At 68.3% G+C, this 17,282-nt stretch carries 14 protein-coding genes; 9 read left to right on the top strand and 5 right to left on the bottom strand.

Annotated elements, in window-relative coordinates:
- The 3 genes from ACWEPG_RS01880 to ACWEPG_RS01870 form a co-directional block, all read right to left on the bottom strand.
- Entirely contained in the window at nt 1-1,350 is a 1,350-nt protein-coding gene (locus ACWEPG_RS01880; RefSeq protein WP_452593745.1) for an MFS transporter, read from the bottom strand.
- Nucleotides 1,351-1,393: 43 nt separating this feature from the next.
- A complete protein-coding gene (locus ACWEPG_RS01875) occupies nt 1,394-3,700 on the bottom strand; it encodes a cytochrome P450 (protein WP_452593744.1) in 2,307 nt (768 codons plus the stop codon).
- A 257-nt stretch (nt 3,701-3,957) separates the two neighbouring features.
- Nucleotides 3,958-4,641: an IclR family transcriptional regulator gene (locus tag ACWEPG_RS01870; protein WP_450133585.1), complete on the bottom strand. Its 684-nt coding sequence runs from the start codon at nt 4,639-4,641 to the stop codon at nt 3,958-3,960.
- A gap of 221 nt (nt 4,642-4,862) precedes the next feature.
- On the opposite strand from ACWEPG_RS01870, the gene ACWEPG_RS01865 reads away from it, so the two are divergent.
- The 4 genes from ACWEPG_RS01865 to fahA all read left to right on the top strand — a co-directional run bounded on the left by ACWEPG_RS01865 (nt 4,863) and on the right by fahA (nt 8,877).
- Complete coding sequence (locus tag ACWEPG_RS01865; RefSeq protein WP_450113056.1) at nt 4,863-5,432, top strand: MarR family winged helix-turn-helix transcriptional regulator; 570 nt, start codon at nt 4,863-4,865, stop codon at nt 5,430-5,432.
- Between the two features lie 171 nt (nt 5,433-5,603).
- Entirely contained in the window at nt 5,604-6,818 is a 1,215-nt protein-coding gene (locus tag ACWEPG_RS01860) for a homogentisate 1,2-dioxygenase domain-containing protein (RefSeq protein ID WP_450113055.1), read from the top strand.
- Nucleotides 6,815-7,699, top strand: coding sequence for a hypothetical protein (locus ACWEPG_RS01855; protein WP_452593743.1), 885 nt, complete (start codon nt 6,815-6,817; stop codon nt 7,697-7,699). Before ACWEPG_RS01860 ends, ACWEPG_RS01855 begins: the two co-directional genes overlap by 4 nt.
- Nucleotides 7,696-8,877 (top strand): fumarylacetoacetase, encoded by a 1,182-nt coding sequence (fahA, locus tag ACWEPG_RS01850; protein ID WP_452593742.1) that lies wholly within the window; start codon nt 7,696-7,698, stop codon nt 8,875-8,877. Before ACWEPG_RS01855 ends, fahA begins: the two co-directional genes overlap by 4 nt.
- Nucleotides 8,878-8,934: 57 nt before the next feature.
- Here the strand turns inward: fahA and ACWEPG_RS01845 are convergent, their stop codons facing one another.
- The gene (locus ACWEPG_RS01845) at nt 8,935-9,546 is read right to left on the bottom strand and encodes a TetR/AcrR family transcriptional regulator (RefSeq protein ID WP_450116960.1); all 612 of its coding nucleotides are present in this window, start codon (nt 9,544-9,546) and stop codon (nt 8,935-8,937) included.
- 258 nt (nt 9,547-9,804) lie between these two features.
- On the opposite strand from ACWEPG_RS01845, the gene ACWEPG_RS01840 reads away from it, so the two are divergent.
- The 3 genes from ACWEPG_RS01840 to ACWEPG_RS01830 all read left to right on the top strand — a co-directional run bounded on the left by ACWEPG_RS01840 (nt 9,805) and on the right by ACWEPG_RS01830 (nt 13,551).
- A complete protein-coding gene (locus ACWEPG_RS01840; protein ID WP_452593741.1) occupies nt 9,805-10,962 on the top strand; it encodes a hypothetical protein in 1,158 nt (385 codons plus the stop codon).
- A 337-nt stretch (nt 10,963-11,299) separates the two neighbouring features.
- Nucleotides 11,300-12,454 (top strand): phosphotransferase family protein, encoded by a 1,155-nt coding sequence (locus ACWEPG_RS01835; protein ID WP_452593740.1) that lies wholly within the window; start codon nt 11,300-11,302, stop codon nt 12,452-12,454.
- The gene (locus tag ACWEPG_RS01830; protein ID WP_452593739.1) at nt 12,451-13,551 is read left to right on the top strand and encodes a hypothetical protein; all 1,101 of its coding nucleotides are present in this window, start codon (nt 12,451-12,453) and stop codon (nt 13,549-13,551) included. Before ACWEPG_RS01835 ends, ACWEPG_RS01830 begins: the two co-directional genes overlap by 4 nt.
- Nucleotides 13,552-13,636: 85 nt before the next feature.
- Here the strand turns inward: ACWEPG_RS01830 and ACWEPG_RS01825 are convergent, their stop codons facing one another.
- Nucleotides 13,637-15,169 carry an FAD-dependent oxidoreductase gene (locus tag ACWEPG_RS01825; RefSeq protein ID WP_452593872.1) on the bottom strand — a complete coding sequence of 511 codons (1,533 nt, stop codon included), beginning with the start codon at nt 15,167-15,169 and terminating at the stop codon, nt 13,637-13,639.
- A 164-nt stretch (nt 15,170-15,333) separates the two neighbouring features.
- Here ACWEPG_RS01825 and ACWEPG_RS01820 point away from each other — a divergent pair, with 164 nt between their 5' ends.
- On the top strand, nt 15,334-15,951 hold the full coding sequence (locus ACWEPG_RS01820) for a TetR family transcriptional regulator (RefSeq protein WP_450116956.1): 618 nt from the start codon (nt 15,334-15,336) through the stop codon (nt 15,949-15,951).
- A gap of 159 nt (nt 15,952-16,110) precedes the next feature.
- Complete coding sequence (locus tag ACWEPG_RS01815) at nt 16,111-17,274, top strand: steroid 3-ketoacyl-CoA thiolase (protein WP_452593738.1); 1,164 nt, start codon at nt 16,111-16,113, stop codon at nt 17,272-17,274.
- The last annotated feature ends 8 nt before the right edge of the window (nt 17,275-17,282 follow it).

Below are 17,282 nucleotides of genomic sequence, written 5' to 3'. Positions count from 1 at the left end.
TCAGGCGACCTCGTCCAGGTCGACGCCCTTCGTTTCCCTGCTGAACAGGAGTGCGGTCACCGTGATCGCCATCGTGACCACCAGATAGCCGATCACCGTGCCGATGCCGAAGTTCTCGATCAGCCAGACCGCGATGAACGGGGCCGGGGCCCCTGCGATGATCGACGAACCCTGGAACACCAGCGACGACCCGGCGTAGCGGTAGCGGGTGGGGAACAGCTCGGTGATCCAGGCAGCCTCCGGGCCGGCGAGCATGCCGTGGAAGAAGGCGCCGACGCAGACACCGACCCACAACAGCGTCAGGCTCTGCTGCTGCACCAGCCAGAAGAACACGGGGGCCCACACGACGAGGACCACCGCAGGCACGAGCATCGCGATGCGGCGGCCCACCCGGTCGGACCAGGCGCCGCCGCCGATCATGCCCACGAACTGGAACAGCGACGCGAACGTGACGGCCAGGATGACGTCGCCACGCGGAAAGCCGTGATACGTGGTGGCGTAGGCGATGACGAACACGGTGTAGACGTAGAAGGCGATGTTCTCGCCCAGGCGCATGCCGAGGCCGATCAGGACCGGGCGGGGATGTGACAGGGCCTCCAGGATGCTCGACCGTTCCCGGGCGGCAGGCGTGTTCTCGGCCTGCGCCTGCGCGGCCTTGAAGACGGGGGACTCCTCGACTCCGCGGCGCACCCAGAAGCCGATGACCAGCAGCGGAATCGCGAAGAGGAAGGCAACACGCCAGCCCCACTGGTCGAACGCCTCGTCGGACAGGAACACTCCGATGACCGTGATCACGATCGTCGCCAGGACCGTGCCCATCGGGGCCCCGGCCTGCGGCCAGGACGCCCAGAAGCCGCGCTTCTTGGGCTCGCCGTACTCACTGACCAGCAGCACCGCGGCGCCGAACTCGCCGCCGAGCGCGAAGCCCTGGATCATGCGCAGCGCCACCAGCATGACGGTCGCCCAGATGCCGATCTGGTCGTACGTCGGCAGCAGGCCGATCGCGGCGGTCGCGGTGCCCAGCATGATGAACGTGACGACCAGCATCGGCTTGCGGCCGAACCTGTCACCGAGATGACCGAACACGATGCCGCCCAACGGGCGGGCGACGAAGCCGAGACCCTGCGTGGCCAGCGCCAGCAGCAGCTTCGCGACACCGCTGTCGCCCGGGAAGAACAGCGGGCCGAGGACGGTCGCGGCGAGGATGCCGTAGATCGCGAAGTCGTACCACTCGAGCACGGCGCCGGCCATGCTGCCGGTCAGGACGCGCTTGAAGCTCGACTTGGGTGGCTGGGCGGTGTCGGTCGTGCCCGGCGGCACGGCGACCCCGGTGACGGTCGGAGATCCCATGACGGATCCTTTCGGGTGCTGGAGATTCTGGAGGGGAGGTGGGTCAGAGCGCGAGGGTGATCTTCTTGCCGCACGCACGTGAGCAGCAGGTCATCATCGACTTGTTCTGAGCCCGTTCGGTTTTGGTGAGCACCATGTCGCGGTGATCCACCTCGCCGTCGAGGACGGGGGCTTCGCACGATCCGCACAGCCCCTCCTCGCAGTCGCTCTGGATATCGATGTTCGACGCGCGCAGGGCGTCGAGAACCGTCTGGTCGGCCGCCACCTGGACGGTGAGCCCCGAGTCGCGCAGTTCGACCTCGAACGCGTGCTCGTTGGCCGGATCGAGCGTCGCCAGGTTCGACGTGAAGTGCTCGACGTGGAGGGACTCTTCCGGCCAGTGCACGGTGGCCTCCTCGAGTGCGGAGAGCAGACGCTCCGGTCCGCACGAGTAGATCTGGGTGCCGGGGGCCGGCGTCGCGAGCAGCGCCGGGATGTCGAGGCGGGTTCCAGCGGCGCTCGAGTGGATCTCGACCTTGTCGCCGTGATCGGCGGTGAGCCGGTCGAGCAGTGCCATCGTCGCGACATCGCGTCCGCAGTAGTGGATCTCGTAGTCCTTGCCGGCCGCCTTGGCGTGGTCGGCCATCGCGATGACCGGGGTGATGCCGATGCCGCCCGCGACGAAGATGTAGCGCTCGGCGTCCGCGTCGAGCTTGAAGTGGTTGCGCGGGCCACGCATCTTCAGGACGTCGCCGGCCTGCAGGGTGTGGTGCACGTAGCGCGATCCTCCGCGGCTCTCGGGCTCCTCGAGCACGGCGATCTCGTAGTGCGACAGGTCGTTCGGGTCGCTGCACAGCGAGTACTGCCGCGACAGTTCACCGAGTTCGAGGTCGACGTGTGAGCCCGGGGTCCACTTGGGCAGCGGCCTGCCCGACGGATCGGACAGCATCACACGCACGACGCCGTCGGCGGCCGGGGTGATGGCGTCGACCGAGACGGTACGCGAGATGTTGGTCTTCGACGGCTCACCGATCTTCACCGGCTGACGGTTGTCCAGGATCGACGGATCGGCACGCTCGGGGTTCTCGGACGGATCCCACTGCACCAGAACGTGATCCGGACCCCGGAACGACGTATTGGGCAGGTAGGTGAACTTCTGGTCGGGGACCAGTTCCATGTGCGGGAGTCGCTTGGTGAACTCCTCGAGGAAGATCTGCATCTCCATGCGGGCCAGGTTCTTGCCCATGCACTGGTGGCTGCCGTAGCCGAACGTCAGGTGATCGCTGGAGTTCTCGCGACGGATGTCGAAGTCGTCGGCGCCCTCGAAGTGACGTTCGTCGTGGTTCGCGGACGAGGTGACGATCAGCAGCTTCGATCCCTCGGGGATGTCGATGCCGCCGATCGTGGTGTCGGCGGTGACGAGGCGGCGCCACGCGGCGACCGAGCCGGAGTGTCGCAGGCACTCCTCGACGGCGCCCGGGATCAGGCTCGGATCGGCGCAGATCTCCTCCCACACGCTGCGGTTCTCGAGCAGCAGGCGGAAGGCGTTGGCCGACGCGTTTGCTGTGGTTTCGTGTGCCGCAACGATTCCCGCCATCATCATCGAGTGCAGGTACGAGTCGGTGACGACGTCGGGCTGCTCCTGCTGGACCCGGATGCCGAACGGCATCCAGCCGTGGCCGGACGGATCCTTGCGCATCTTGTCGAGCACCTGGCCGGCGTACTGCCAGAACTTGCCGACGGCCTCGGCGACCGCGACCTGCTCCTCGACCGCCGGGCGCCCCCACGTGTTCACGGTGTGCGCGATCGAGTAGCTGCGCAGCTCGTCCATGTCCTCCTCGGGCACGCCGAGGAAGTGCAGCGCGACGGTGAGCGGGACCTCCCACAGCATTTCGTCGACGAGGTCGGCCTCACCGGTCTCGATGAAGCGGTCGACGTACTCGCGGGTGAGGCGACGGACCATCGGCTCGTGGTGGACCAGTTCCCTGGGGGTGAACGGGTCCATCAACACGCGCCGGCGCGGCATGTGCGCGGGCTCGTCCTCGTTCACCAGGGTGCGCGCCATCGCGTAGTCGTACTTGGCGAGCGTCGCCGTCGCCTCGTCGGAGACGGGGGTGATCTTCTCGAGCGCGATCGACGGCGAGAACAGGATGTTGTCGCGGAAGACGGCCTTGACGTCCTCGTATCGGGTGACGACCCAGTAGCCGATCTCGGGGCTGTAGAACACCGGCTCTTCGTCGCGCGACCAGCGCAGTGACGCCGCGGGGTCCACCTGGTACGGACCGGTGAAGGGATCGAAGGCGGCGGCATTCGGGGAAACCGGGCAGCCTGCGCTCTGCAGGGCCTTGTGATCGATCGGGCACGCGCTCATGACTTTGAATCTCCGTTGGTCTTGAACTCGCTCTGAACTGCGAAGTTACTAATAACGCACAACCTGTATCGGTGAGCGAACTTCGCACAGAGTAAGTGCGGTCACATTCGGGGTCAAGTGCGGTCCGGAGAACAACGCAGGCGGTCCGTTCTGCGGCTTTGCGTTGTTCTGCCGGCGTCGGCCGGCCGCAGGGAGGGCGCAGGGCAAGGCCTGGCGAAGGTGTGACGATCAGGCCGCGGCGGGCCCGAGTGGGAGCGTCAGACGCTGATGAGGTGTTCGATCTCGCGGGCGGTGCGTAGTACCGCGTCCGCGGCTCGGTCGGTGTCGAGACCGTCGATCGCGACGACCCCGACGCTGCGCTCGAGGCCGGTGCTCGAGCCCGCGCCCTGCGGCAGTGCAATGCCCGCGGCGATGCCGACGGCGCCGTGTTCGAGCTGTCCGCGGGTGAGGCTGTAGCCGTCGGCCCGGGCCCGGCGGACCTCATCGGTCTCGCCCGGTGCCTCCGGGCGCAGGGCGAGGATCGCGATCCCGGCCGCGCCCCGGTCCAGTGGATGGCTGCTGCCGACGCGGTAGCCGACGCGCAGCAGGGTGTCCTCCGGTTCGGCGACCATGATCACGACACAGTTCTGGCCCTGAGCTGCGGAGACGAACGCCGTGGCGCGTGTCTCGTCGGCGAGTGCGTGCAGGAGGGGCTGGACGTCGCTCGCGAACTGTGGTTCGAATCGTGAGGCGAGCACCGCAGCCGCGACACCGAGCCGGATCCGGCCGTCGGCGGTGCGCGCGACGAGGGAATGCTCTTCGAGGGTGGCGACGATCCGGTAGCAGATGGCCCGGTGGACGTCGAGTTCCCGGGACAGATCGGCCACCGAGATGCCGGAGGGCGACTGGGCGACGATGTCGAGCGCGCGCAACCCACGGTCGAGCGTCTGCAGCGTGCTCATGTTGCGTCCTGTTCTCGGATCGTCGCCGGTAAGTCGGTAGGAGTCCTTTGTACAGACTCTCTCGGTGGCGGCGGTAACCCCTGGGGCGTGGCGGCTCGCCGCCGTGAACGCCCGCGCCGGCAGGCGGCGAGCGAGCGCCGAAAAATGATTCACAGATATATTAGTTGGGTGACTGATGAGACGAGCGGGGCGCCGCCCGCCACCGGGATAGTGTTGGCCCCATGAGTGGGGACGAAGCGCGCGGCGGGGCAGGGGAGTCGGCGACGGCGTCCCCCGGCTCACTCGACTTCTGGTCGTTCATCGACCTCGCCAATCGGCGGCTGAGCACCGAGTTCGGCGCCACGCACCAATTGGCCACGCAGGTCTTGCTGACGCTCAACCGGGCCGCCAACGTGGTCACCTACGACCTCGAGTCCTCCGTGCATCGGCCCCGCGGGCTCTCGTGGTCGGCGTTCCGGCTGATGTTCGTGACCTGGCTCGCCGGCCCGATCGAACCGAAGAGCGCGGCCAAGCTGACCGGTATGAGCCGTGCGGCCGTGTCGAACCTGACGAAGACCCTGGAAGCGGGCGGCCTGCTCGAGCGGACGCCGGACGAGCGCGACGGTCGCTCGGTGCAGCTGTCGCTCACGGAGAAGGGGCGCGCCGAGATGGCCGCGACCTACCGGGAGCACAACGAACGCGAGTACGCGTGGGCGAGCGTGCTGACCGAGGCCGAGCAGCACGTGCTGGTCATGCTGCTCGACAAGCTGATCACCAACCGCAGTCAGTTCGACGTCCGCGGCCGTAACTGACCCCGACTGCGCGTCCGTGGTTGCACCCGTGCCCACGAAATAGTTAATGTGTTTACTAACGTGATGACGTGAGCCGGGGGCCGGCCGCACGCGGCTCCGTCGATGCGTCGACAAGCAGACCGGTGCCCGCCAGAGTGGAAGCCGGGGAGATCTCAGACCCAGGAGGCCGTCATGGCGTTCTACCGACAGCTCGGCAACGTCCCGCCGAAGCGGCACACCCAGCATCGCGACGAGGACGGGCAGCTCTACTTCGAGGAGCTGATGGGCGAGGAGGGGTTCTCCTCGGACTCGTCGCTGCTGTACCACCGCAACATTCCGTCGGCGATCGTCGACGCGACGGTGTGGGACCTGCGCGACCAGACCACCACCCCGAACCATCCGCTCAAGCCCCGGCACCTCAAGCTCCACGACCTGTTTCCCGAGCAGATCTGGGCCGAAACCGATGTCGTCACCGGCCGCAGGCTGATCCTCGGCAATGCCGACGTGCGCATCTCGTACGTGGTGGCCGCGAAGGAATCGCCGTTGTACCGCAACGCGATCGGCGACGAGATGGTGTACGTCGAGTCCGGCGAGGCGATCGTCGAGACCGTGTTCGGCGCACTGCACGCACGCCAGGGCGACTACGTGCTCATCCCGATGTCCACCACCCACCGATGGTTGCCGCAGGGCACGGAACCGCTGCGCGCGTACGCGATCGAGGCCAACAGCCACATCGTCCCGCCGAAGCGTTACCTGTCGCGCTTCGGTCAGCTGCTCGAGCACGCGCCCTACTGCGAGCGGGACCTGCACGGGCCCGCCGAGCCGCTCGTCGCCGAGGGTGCCGACGTCGAGGTCCTGGTCAAGCACCGCACGTCCCACGGCATCGTCGGCACCCGCATGGTGTACCCGACGCATCCGTTCGACGTCGTCGGCTGGGACGGCTGCCTGTACCCGTACACGTTCAACATCTCCGACTACGAGCCCATCACCGGCCGCGTGCACCAGCCGCCGCCGGCGCACCAGGCGTTCGAGGGCAACAACTTCGTCATCTGCAACTTCGTGCCCCGCAAGGTGGACTACCACCCGCTGTCCATCCCGGTGCCGTACTACCACTCGAACGTCGACTCCGACGAGATCATGTTCTACTGCGGCGGCGACTACGAGGCGCGCAAGGGATCGGGCATCGGGCAGGGCTCGATCTCCATCCACCCCGGCGGCCACGCCCACGGCCCGCAGCCGGGCGCGTACGAGCGCAGCATCGGCGTCGAGTTCTTCGACGAACTCGCCGTCATGGTCGACACCTTCCGCCCGCTCGAACTCGGCGAGGGCGCCCTGGCCTGCGAGGACGAGGCGTACGCGTGGTCCTGGGCCGGGCGCGGACCGCAGGCGGGGGAGGGGGCGCAGTGAGTACGATCTCCCCGCTCCTGGCCGGGCTCTGCGACGACGCCGCGCTGTTCCCCCCGGGTAACGCACCCCTCGAGTCCGCGGTACCCGCGCACTTCGCGCACGAGGACAGCGCGCACGCCGACCTGGTGGGGCCGTTCGTCTTTCCCGCGACCCGGCTGGTCGAACTGCCGGCCGTGCTCGCCGACCGTGGCGGACGCACCCTACCGGTCAGTCTGACGGTGCCGGGCGGCACCGACTTCGTGCCGCAGGCGATCGAACAGTTGCGCGCGATCGACGGTGCACACCTGGTGGCCCTCGAGATCGCGGTGCCGATCGACCAGTCCGTCGCGGACCTGTTCGCAAGCCTGCACGAAATCTCCTCCACCGCACCGGGAGTGGACATCTACGTGGAGGTTCCGCGAGACGATCGCCGCGCCGATATCCTCGCCGCGCTGCCCGCCGCCGGGTACCGGGCGAAGTTCCGCACCGGCGGTGTCGTCGCCGACGCCTACCCGGACGAGGCGGAACTGGCGAAGGCCATCGACGACGCCGTCTCCCTCGGCGTGCCGTTCAAGGCGACCGCCGGACTGCATCATGCGGTGCGGAACACCGATCCCGACACCGGATTCGAGCAGCACGGGTTCCTGAACCTGATGCTCGCCACCCACCTCGCCGGGACGGGTGCGGGTACGGACGCCATCGCCGCGGCGCTCTCGGACCGGGACGGCGCCCGACTGGCCGCCGCGCTCGGCGCGCTCCCGGGCGATGCCGTCGCCGCGCTGCGCGACCGCTTCCGGTCGTACGGCACCTGCAGCATCTCAGACCCGCTCTCGGACTTGACCGCCCTCGGCCTGGTGTCCGACCCGGAATCCCCCGCAGTCGACGAAGGAAGCCCCGCATGACCGTCATCCCGATCCCCGACGACTCCCTCTTCGGCGTCGACAACCTGCCGTACGGCGTCTTCTCCACGGCCGGAACCGATCCGCGGGTCGGTGTGCGTGTCGGCGACCACGTGGTCGACCTCGCGAAGGCCCTCGGCGACGACGTGTTCGCGCAACCGACCCTCAACGCCTTCATGGCGCAGGGCCGTGTGCGGTGGGATGCGGTTCGTGCGCAGATCACCGACCTGGTCGCCGGTGAGATCGCCGACGACGCGGTGCTGCCGGTCGACGCGGTCACGATGCATCTGCCGATCGTGGTTGCCGATTACGTCGACTTCTACGCGTCCGAGAACCACGCCTCCAACCTCGGCCGGCTGTTCCGCCCGCAGAACCCCGACCCGCTCATGCCGAACTGGAAGCACCTGCCGGTCGGCTACCACGGCCGCTCGTCCACCGTGGTCGTGTCGGGCACGGACATCGTCCGTCCGTGCGGCCAGCGCAAGGCTCCGTCCGACGACGCACCGACGTTCGGCCCCTCGCTCCGCCTCGACATCGAGGCCGAGATGGGCTTCATCGTCGGGGTCGGCTCGCCGATGGGAGCCTCCATCACCCCGGATCAGTTCGCCGAGCACTGCTTCGGTGCGGTGATCCTCAACGACTGGTCGGCGCGCGACATCCAGGCGTGGGAGTACGTGCCCCTCGGTCCGAACCTGGGCAAGAGCTTCGCCACGTCGATCTCCGCGTGGGTCGTTCCCCTGGCGGCCCTCGAGGCCGCCCGTATCGACACCCCGGTGCAGGACCCGACGCCGCTCCCGTACCTACAGGGTGACGAGAAGTGGGGCCTGGACATCGATCTGGCGGTCGAGTGGAACGGTGACGTCGTCAGCCGTCCGCCGTACGCGCAGATGTACTGGTCGCCCGCGCAGATGCTGGCGCACACCACCGTCAACGGCGCCGCCGCCTCCACCGGCGACCTGTTCGGCTCCGGCACCATCTCCGGTCCCGAGAAGGACCAGCGCGGTGCCTTCATCGAATTGACCTGGGGTGGAGCGGAGCCCGCCACCGTCGCGGGCGAGGAGCGCACCTTCCTGCAGGACGGCGACGAGGTGTCGATCTCGGCGACCGCACCCGGGGCGAACGGCGGGCGCATCGGCTTCGGCGAGGTTCGCGCCCGCATCCTGCCCGCCACCGGCGCCTGACGCAGACAGTCCCGCCGGCCCGTCGCGGGCCGGCGGGACTCGGGAGGCAGAGTCGCTTCAGTCCCGGGGCAGGAGCGACTCGGCCGCATACCGCGCCGCCTTCACGAAATTGTCCGCGAGGTCGAAGCCCGGATCCTGCCGCCAGTAGCGGATCGTCGAGACGTAGATCGCGGCGACCATCTGCGCGAGGAACCGTGGCGGGTAGTCGGTGCGGACCTCGCCGCGCGCGATGCCCGGATTCAGGATCCGCAGGAGTTCGTCGTTGAACAGTTCGGTGCGCTCCACACTGATCGTGGGCGAGGCGAGGTCCCGTTCGAACTCGCCCGTCACGGCACGCAGGTAGCCGGGCAGGTCCTCTGTGGCCCGCACGAAGTCGGTGAAGACGCCGACGATTCGCTCCTCCGTCGTCAGGTCCCGGCCCAGGAGGTCGTCGATCACCGCCGCCAGCGAGCTCATGTGACTCGCGTACAGGGCAGCCAGCAGGTCGTCCTTGCTGGGGAAGTAGTTGAAGAAGGTGGCGCGGGAAACGCCGGCCAGGTCCGCGATGTCGTCGACGGGCGTGCCGACGACGCCGCGCTGAGCGAACAGGGTCCGGGCGGCGTCGAGCAGTCGGCCGCGCGTCTGCAGCTTGTTCAGTTCGCGGCGGCCGAGTGTCGTCGGTTCGTTCATTTTCCCAGCATCTCCCCTCCGGACACCCCACCCGAGAGCGATCACGGCCCGGTTCGGGGTGCCAGCTCGGGATGCGTGGCACCCGCCAGTTTCTGCTCACGGGCGTGCCCGTGTCCAATTTCGCGAATCCGCACCAGAAAGATAGACGCGAGTCTATCTTTAGCCTCACAGTCCAGAAATCAACTGATCTGTCGTGGCCGACGCGGCTGCGGTGGCATCGGGCCCGGGTTTCGAACCCGGACTTCGGAGGAGGCGCCAGTGGGCGGATCGATCGGGCCACTCGTGGCGGCGGACGAGCACTTCAACCATCAGATCGTGGACACCTTCGCGACGGTTTCGCAGAGTGACCACGCGTGGACCGAGAAGGTCTGTCTGATGGCCGCCGCGAAGGACGGATCGCTGCAGATCGGATTCGGCTTCGGTAAGTACGTCAATCGGGGCGTCGTCGACGCGTACGCCGGTGTGGCACGCGGAGTCGAGCAATGGACGGTACGCGCCAGCCGCGCGCTGGCCGCCGATCCGGACTCGGTGGACGTGGGCCCCATTCGGTACGAGATCGTCGAGCCGCTTCAACGGATTCGCGTCGTGCTCGAACCCAACGACGTCCAACCCGTCGCGTTCGACCTGCTCCTCGAGGGGGCCGTGCCCTGCGTCGTAGAGGAGCGCGAGGATCGTCGGAACATCACCGGCAATCGCCGCACCGCGGACCAGATCCGGTACCACCAGACCGGAATCGTCGCGAGCGGATGGATAGAGGTCGACGGTGACCGCATCGACGTCGGTCCCGAGGGCTGGATCATGACGCGTGACCATTCGTGGGGAGTGCGCCCCGGGGTCGGCGACGACATCGGCGACCTGGCGCCGGACCCCACCGAGAGCCACACGCCGCGCGTCCTGGCAGTCTGGAACCCGCTGTACTTCGAGCATCCGGACGGCGGCAGCTACGCCTTCCATCAGTACCTCCTGCGCTACGAGGGTCCCGGCTACTCGCACAAGCTGGCGCAGGGCGGCTTCGAGTACGCGGACCGGCCCCGGGACCTCGTCACGGACATCGACCCGATCATCGCATTCGACTCCCGGAACAACCGCTTCCTCGGTGGGACCTTTCGTCTCACCATGGCCGACGGACGTGAGCGTCATCTGGAGGCCGAGCCGGTGTCCGACACCGGCTTCCACTTGGGTGCGGGCCACTACCTGCGACCGAACGGAGACCGCGGGGGATCATGGAAGGGCGAGCTCTTCATCGACGGAAGCTATTTCGCCGACACATCCACCCCCGAGAGTGTGGCGTCGCTCAACCAGTTCCGCGACTGCGTCATTCGGGTCAGGGACATCGAGACCGGTGCGACCGGCTGGGGGAACCTGCAGACCTGGGTCGGTGGCGCCTGGCCGGAACTCGGACTGCCAGAAGGATGAACCCGTGACGTCGGCCGGCTGAACCGGTGACATCGAGCCGGGTCGCGAAACTGTGACCCGGCCGGTCGTGGTCTCGCGGTGGTCTCCCGCGGAACACCAGTAGAGATGATCCAATTTCGTTGACGTACAAGTGGATTAGCTGCTGTACTCGACTCGGGATCGCGGACTGTGGCCACCGTCGCGGCGCGAATCGAGAACTTCCCAGAACATGCGAGATCGCCGATTCGGGTCTCGTCGTTCGATCCGTCCGCCCCGCAGGAGGGGCGGACGGTACCCCGTCCGAGGTCCGGAGGATGTGACCCGGGCTCCCTTCATCGTGAGAACTGGAGATACGGGCATGACCACCGAGAGCGCGATGCCGGAAGGCGCGGAACAGAACATCAAGACCACCGAGACCGACCTGGAGCAGCTGCGCCGGCAGCTGGAGGGATGGCTGGGGGAGCGGCTCGGAGCCGACGAGCCGCCCCGCGTCCACAACGTGAGCCGCCCTGGTCACTCCGGAATGTCCAGCGTATCTGTTCTTTTCGACCTCGACTGGAAGCAGGGCGGAATCGAGCACACGGACCGGCTGGTCGCCCGGCTCGCGCCCGAGGCATCCGCGTTCCCGGTCTTTCCCGGCTACGATCTGCGGCACCAGTTCGGCGTCATGGCCGCGGTCCGCGACCACAGCGAGGTTCCGGTCCCGAACGTGCGCTGGGTGGAGACGTCCGCCGAGCCGCTCGGCACCCCCTTCCTGGTGATGGATCGGGCGGGCGGAGCCGTGCCGGTGGACAACCCGCCGTACGTCTTCGGGGGGTGGCTGCACGAGTTCGACACCCAGGCGCGGAAGTCCCTCCAGGAAAACACCATCCAGGTTCTCGCGAACATCCATGCGATCGACGATCCGGCGGCGAAGGTGCCGTCTCTCGGTGCGGCAGGCGGGGAGTCCAGCCTGCGTCGGCACTTCGAGAACGAGCGCGCGTACTACGAGTGGACCCGCCGTGACGACGGCCTCCGCATCCCGGTGCTCGAGCGGGCCTTCGACTGGCTCGAGGCGCACTGGCCCGCGGAGCCGTCGCCCGACGTGCTCTGCTGGGGCGATTCCCGGATCGGCAACATCATGTACGCGGAGACCGTTCCGGCCGCGGTACTCGACTGGGAGTCGGCGGTGCTCGCGCCTCGTGAGCTCGATCTCGGGTGGTTCCTCTTCTTCCACCGCATGTTCCAGGACCTCGCCGAGCAGTTCTCGCTGCCAGGCCTGCCCGAGATGTTCACCCGCGCCGATGTGGTGGACCGCTACGAGAAGGTCGCCGGCGTGGAGCTGCGTGACCTCGACTTCTACCTCGTGTACGCCGCGCTCCGCCACGGAACCGTCATGTCGCAGATCGCCCGCAGGCGTGTGCACTTCGGGGAGATGGAAGCCCCCACGAACCCCGACGAGTATGTGCTGCATCACGCCATGCTCGCGCAGCTGATCGACGAAACATACGAATGGGAGAAGGCGGCCCGATGAAGCCTGTTCTGCTCGACGAGTACCCGGTACACCAATCGCCGTTGTCGATGGCGCGGGTGGCGTCCACCGACCGGAACTTCTACGACCGCAACTACTTCAATGCTCACGACCGCACCGGTGATGTGTACCTGATCTCCGGATTCGGCGTCTACCCGAACCTCGGTGTCACCGACGCCTTCGTCACGGTGCGCCACGGGGACACTCAGGTGGCGGTGCGCTTCTCGGATGCGCTGGAGGAGCGCTCGATGGAGAGCCGGGTGGGCGGCTACCGGCTCGAGGTGATCGAGCCGCTGCAGAGGATTCGGCTGATCTGCGAGCACGAAGAACTGTCGTGCGACATCACGTGGGACGGATCGTTTCCCGCCGTGCTCGAGGAGGCACACGTCCTGATGTCGGGACCGCGTCCGATTCTCGATGCGTCGCGTTTCGCGCAGGTCGGAAGCTGGGCCGGCACCCTGTCGGTGGGCGGGCGCGACTTCACCGTCGACCCCGAGACGTGGATGGGTACGCGCGACCGTTCGTGGGGTATCCGCCCCGTCGGTGAGTCGGATCCGCAGGGGCGCATGACCTACGAGGCCCGCGGTGGCCACTACTGGACCTACGTTCCGCTGCGGTTCGACGACTTCGCGCTCGTGGTGATCGTTCAGGAATCCCAGGACGGACATCGGACCCTCAACCACGCGACCCGTGTCTTCGCCGACGGACGCGTCGAGCAGCTCGGCTGGCCGCGGGTCGAGGTCAACTATCGCAGTGGTACAAGGCATCCGGAGACCGCGCGACTTCATCTGACGACGCCGTCGGGTGAGCCTCTCGTCGTGGACATCGAGAACCTCGGCTTCATCTCGCTCAGTCACGGCGCCGGGTACGGCGGCGATCCCGACTGGACGCACGGTGAATGGCGCGGAGAGAATTGGTCGTCGGCCACGACATTCGACACCACGAGCCCGGAGTTCCTCGGCAGGCTGCCCTACAGCACCATCGACCATGTCGCGAGGGCAACCATCGACGGTCGGGTGGGCTGGGGGATGTTCGAGCATGCCGTCATGGGCCGGCACGATCCGTCGGGCTTCGTCGGCTGGGTCGACATGGCACCCTGAAACGAGACGTCCTCGAAATCGCTTCCACAATGCAAAGCGGCCCCGCCCGACCTGTCGGTCGAGCGGGGCCGTTCGGTGTTCGTCGTCAGCCTGCCATGTGCTGGGCGGCGCGGTACGAGAACACCATCGCGGTGCCCAGGGGAACGCCCGGACCGGGGTAGACCTTCTGGCTCAGCGACGCGGAGGTGTTGCCCGCCGCGTAGAGGCCGTCGATCGCGGTGCCGTCGGCGCGCAGCACGCGACCGTCGACATCGGTGACCAGGCCGCCCTTGCAGCCGAGGTCCGACAGCACGATCCGGGCCGCGAAGAACGGTCCGGTCTCGATCGCGGTCAGCGCCTTGTTCGGGTTGCCGTTCGGCGGGCAGAAGAAGTTGTCGTACGGGTCCTCGCCCCGGTGGAACGACTCGTCGACGCCGTGCTTGGCGTAGTCGTTGAACTGTTCGACGCTGGTGCGCAACGCATCCGCGGGCAGGCCCGCCTTCGCGGCCACCTCCTCGAGGGTGTCGCCCTGCACCCAGGTGCCCGCATCGAGGTGCTTCGCGGGCGCGGTGTTCGGGATGCTGATGCCGGGCAGGCCGCCACGCTCGCGCGAGTCGAAGATCATCCATGACGGCACGGCCGCGCCATTTCCGTTGTGCGCGTGCATCGCCCGGCCGAACTGGTCGTACGGCAGCGACTCGTTCAGGTAGCGTTCGCCGTTCGCGTCGACGACGATGCCACCGCGGATGCCGACCAGGAAGGCCGCGGTGCCGTCCGGCTGCTCGACGCCCGGGCAGAACCACGCCTGATCGAGCAGTGCGGTCGCGCCGCCCGCGGCGACGCCGGCCGCGATCGGTGCACCGGTGTTGGCGCCGATCGGACCCATCGACCACTCCGCCTTGCCGGGGGTGCCGTTCGCCGCGCGCGCCTGCGCGTTGGCCTCGATGCCGCCGGCGGCCATCAGGACACCGCGGTTCGCCTTGATCCGGATCGGCTGCCCGTCCTGCTCGGCCTCCACGCCGACGACGCGGCCGTCCTCGACGACCAGCCCGGTCATGGCGACGCCGGAGCGCAGGTCCGCGTTGCCGGTGCCCGCGACCGCGGCCAGCAGGCGCCCGACCAGGGCGCGGCCGCCGATCAGCTTTCCCGGTGCGTGGCCCTGCCCGGTGCGGTCCTGGTCCAGCTCGGGTCGGACCTTGGCGGCCAGCTCGCCGATGTCGGCGGGGTCGAGGTCGAGCGGGTTGATCGACCGGCCGGTGTCGAGGCGTCCGTCGGCCTTGTAGTAGTCGGGGAACGCCCGGAACTCGAAGTCGATGTTCGGGTTCTGCTCGAGGAACTCGACGACCGCAGGCGCGGTCTCGACGTACGCATCCTGCCGCTCGCTCTCGACGTCACCGAGCAACGCGCGCAGGTAGGTGCGGGCCAGCTCGGTCGAATCGGGCAGCCCGGCGCGCTCCTGCACCTGGGTGCCGGGCAGCCAGATCGAGGCGCCGGAGTACGACGAGGTGCCGCCGAACAGGTCGGTCTTCTCCAGCACCACCGTCCGCAGGCCACGCGTGGCCGCGGTGTAGGCGCCGGTCAGGGCTCCGCCACCGGACCCGACCACCACCACGTCGTATTCGTCCGTCCAGTCCTGCATGTCTCCAGCTACCTCCATCACATCGAGTGTGGGTGACAGGCAATCGCAGGCGGGCGGGCCGGACAGGCCGGCTCCCACTGAGCGGAACGGGAGTCCTGGCATCCTCTACAGGTGTCAGGATCTACCCTCATTCCGTCGGAAGTTGAAGAAGTGGGGGACCAGAGATGCCGAGGCTTGCGGAGGTGCGCGACGCAGCCGAGCCGAGCTCGGTGGAGCAGCGGGCACGGCACGGCCGGATCCTGAAGGTCGCCGCCCAGTTGGGGGCGGAGAAGGAACTCGAGCGCGTGCAGATGCAGGAGGTCGCCAAGCGCGCCGGCGTCGCGATCGGCACGCTGTATCGCTACTTCCCGTCGAAGACCCACCTGTTCGTCGCGGTCATGGTGGACCAGATCGAGCGGATGGGCACCCAGCTGTCCCGGCGGTCGCGGACGGGCATGTCGCCCGCCGACGCCGTGTTCGATGCACTGCTGCAGGCGACGCGGGCGCTGCTGCGCACCCCGCTGCTCGCCACCGCGATGATCCAGTCCGCCGCCACGTCCAACGCCGCGACGATCCCCGACGTCGCGAAGATCGACCAGCAGTTCGACAAGCTCCTCCTCGACGCAGCCGGGATCGAGGAGCCGACGATCCGGGACGTGACGGTGCTGCGGCTGGTGGTGGCCCTGTGGTTCGGGCTGATCCAGTCCGGGCTCAACAGCCGCACCTCGATTCCCGAGATCGAGTCCGACCTGCGGATCGCCTGCGACCTGCTGCTCGCCGAGTTGTCGGGCACCCCGAACTGACCTGCGCCTGTCGGCGCAAGACCTTCCCGCACCGAGCCGCCGCCCACCGTCCATCGGACGTTGGAGGCGGCTCGTCTCGTCCGGTGGGACGGCCCGGGCATTGCCCTCTTCGCGGAAATAGAATACGTTTCAGAAAACCGTCTTCTCAGGGGAGCAACAATGAGCAACGTCGTCATCGTCGAGGCCGCGCGGACGCCGATCGGCCGTCGTCGTGGTCAGCTGGCCGGGGTGCACCCCGCCGTGCTGCTGGGTGCCGCCCAGAAGGCGCTCCTCGACCGCACCGGGCTGCCCGCCGACCAGGTCGGCCAGCTCGTCGGCGGCGCCGTGACCCAGGCCGGTGAGCAGTCCAACAACGTCACCCGCCAGGCATGGCTGCACGCCGGACTGCCCTTCACGACCGCCGCGACCACCATCGACTGCGCGTGCGGCTCCTCGCAGCAGGCCGTGCACATGGTCGCGGGCCTGATCGCGTCCGGGCAGGTCGACGCGGGTATCGGCTGCGGTGTCGAGGTGATGAGCCGCGTGTTCCTCGGTCAGGCCAACGCGCCCGGCACCGGCAACCCGTACCCGGACGACTGGACCATCGACATGGGTGACCAGTTCACCTCCGCCGAGCGGATCGCCGCGAACCGCGGCATCACGCGTGCGGACGTCGACGCCCTCGGCCTGGAGTCGCAGCGGCGGGCCGCGCAGGCCTGGGCCGAGGGTCGCTTCGACCGCGAGATCGTCCCGGTGCAGGCCCCGGTCGTCAACAAGGAGGGTGAGCCCACCGGCGAGGTTGCAACCGTGACCCGCGACGGCGGCCTGCGGGAGACCACCGCCGAGGGCCTCGCCGGCCTCAAGCCGGTGATCGAGGGTGGCATCCACACCGCCGGCAACTCCTCGCAGGTCAGCGACGGTGCCGCGGCGGTTCTGCTGATGAGCGAGGAGAAGGCCCGGGAGGCCGGACTGAAGCCGCGGGCCCGGATCCTCGCGTCCACCCTGGTCGGCTCCGACCCGTACTACCACCTGGACGGCCCGATCGAGTCCACTCGGGCCGTGCTCGACCGCACCGGGATGTCGCTGTCGGACATCGACATCGTCGAGATCAACGAGGCGTTCGCCTCGGTCGTGCTGTCCTGGGCGCAGGTGCACAAGGCGGACATGAGCAAGGTCAACGTCAACGGCGGCGCGATCGCGCTCGGTCACCCGGTCGGGTCCACCGGCTCGCGGCTGATCACCAGCGCGCTGCACGAGCTCGAGCGCTCGGACCTTTCCACCGCGCTGATCACCATGTGCGCGGGCGGCGCGCTGTCCACCGCCACCATCATCGAGCGCATCTGACCGCCCTC

The sequence above is a fragment of the Rhodococcus sp. NPDC004095 genome (assembly GCF_053604015.1).
The sequence above is the reverse complement of the archived record's forward strand: the minus strand, read 5'-3'. Positions and strand labels throughout refer to the sequence as shown.

What these genes read in the sequence shown, in the direction of transcription:
- ACWEPG_RS01880 (WP_452593745.1), bottom strand. Translation starts at nt 1,350, where the DNA reads ATGGGATCTCCGACCGTCACCGGGGTCGCCGTGCCGCCGGGCACGACC.
- ACWEPG_RS01835 (WP_452593740.1), top strand. Translation starts at nt 11,300, where the DNA reads ATGACCACCGAGAGCGCGATGCCGGAAGGCGCGGAACAGAACATCAAG.
- fahA (WP_452593742.1), top strand. Translation starts at nt 7,696, where the DNA reads ATGACCGTCATCCCGATCCCCGACGACTCCCTCTTCGGCGTCGACAAC.
- ACWEPG_RS01820 (WP_450116956.1), top strand. Translation starts at nt 15,334, where the DNA reads ATGCCGAGGCTTGCGGAGGTGCGCGACGCAGCCGAGCCGAGCTCGGTG.
- ACWEPG_RS01830 (WP_452593739.1), top strand. Translation starts at nt 12,451, where the DNA reads ATGAAGCCTGTTCTGCTCGACGAGTACCCGGTACACCAATCGCCGTTG.
- ACWEPG_RS01865 (WP_450113056.1), top strand. Translation starts at nt 4,863, where the DNA reads ATGAGTGGGGACGAAGCGCGCGGCGGGGCAGGGGAGTCGGCGACGGCG.
- ACWEPG_RS01870 (WP_450133585.1), bottom strand. Translation starts at nt 4,641, where the DNA reads ATGAGCACGCTGCAGACGCTCGACCGTGGGTTGCGCGCGCTCGACATC.
- ACWEPG_RS01845 (WP_450116960.1), bottom strand. Translation starts at nt 9,546, where the DNA reads ATGAACGAACCGACGACACTCGGCCGCCGCGAACTGAACAAGCTGCAG.
- ACWEPG_RS01875 (WP_452593744.1), bottom strand. Translation starts at nt 3,700, where the DNA reads ATGAGCGCGTGCCCGATCGATCACAAGGCCCTGCAGAGCGCAGGCTGC.
- ACWEPG_RS01825 (WP_452593872.1), bottom strand. Translation starts at nt 15,169, where the DNA reads ATGCAGGACTGGACGGACGAATACGACGTGGTGGTGGTCGGGTCCGGT.
- ACWEPG_RS01815 (WP_452593738.1), top strand. Translation starts at nt 16,111, where the DNA reads ATGAGCAACGTCGTCATCGTCGAGGCCGCGCGGACGCCGATCGGCCGT.
- ACWEPG_RS01860 (WP_450113055.1), top strand. Translation starts at nt 5,604, where the DNA reads ATGGCGTTCTACCGACAGCTCGGCAACGTCCCGCCGAAGCGGCACACC.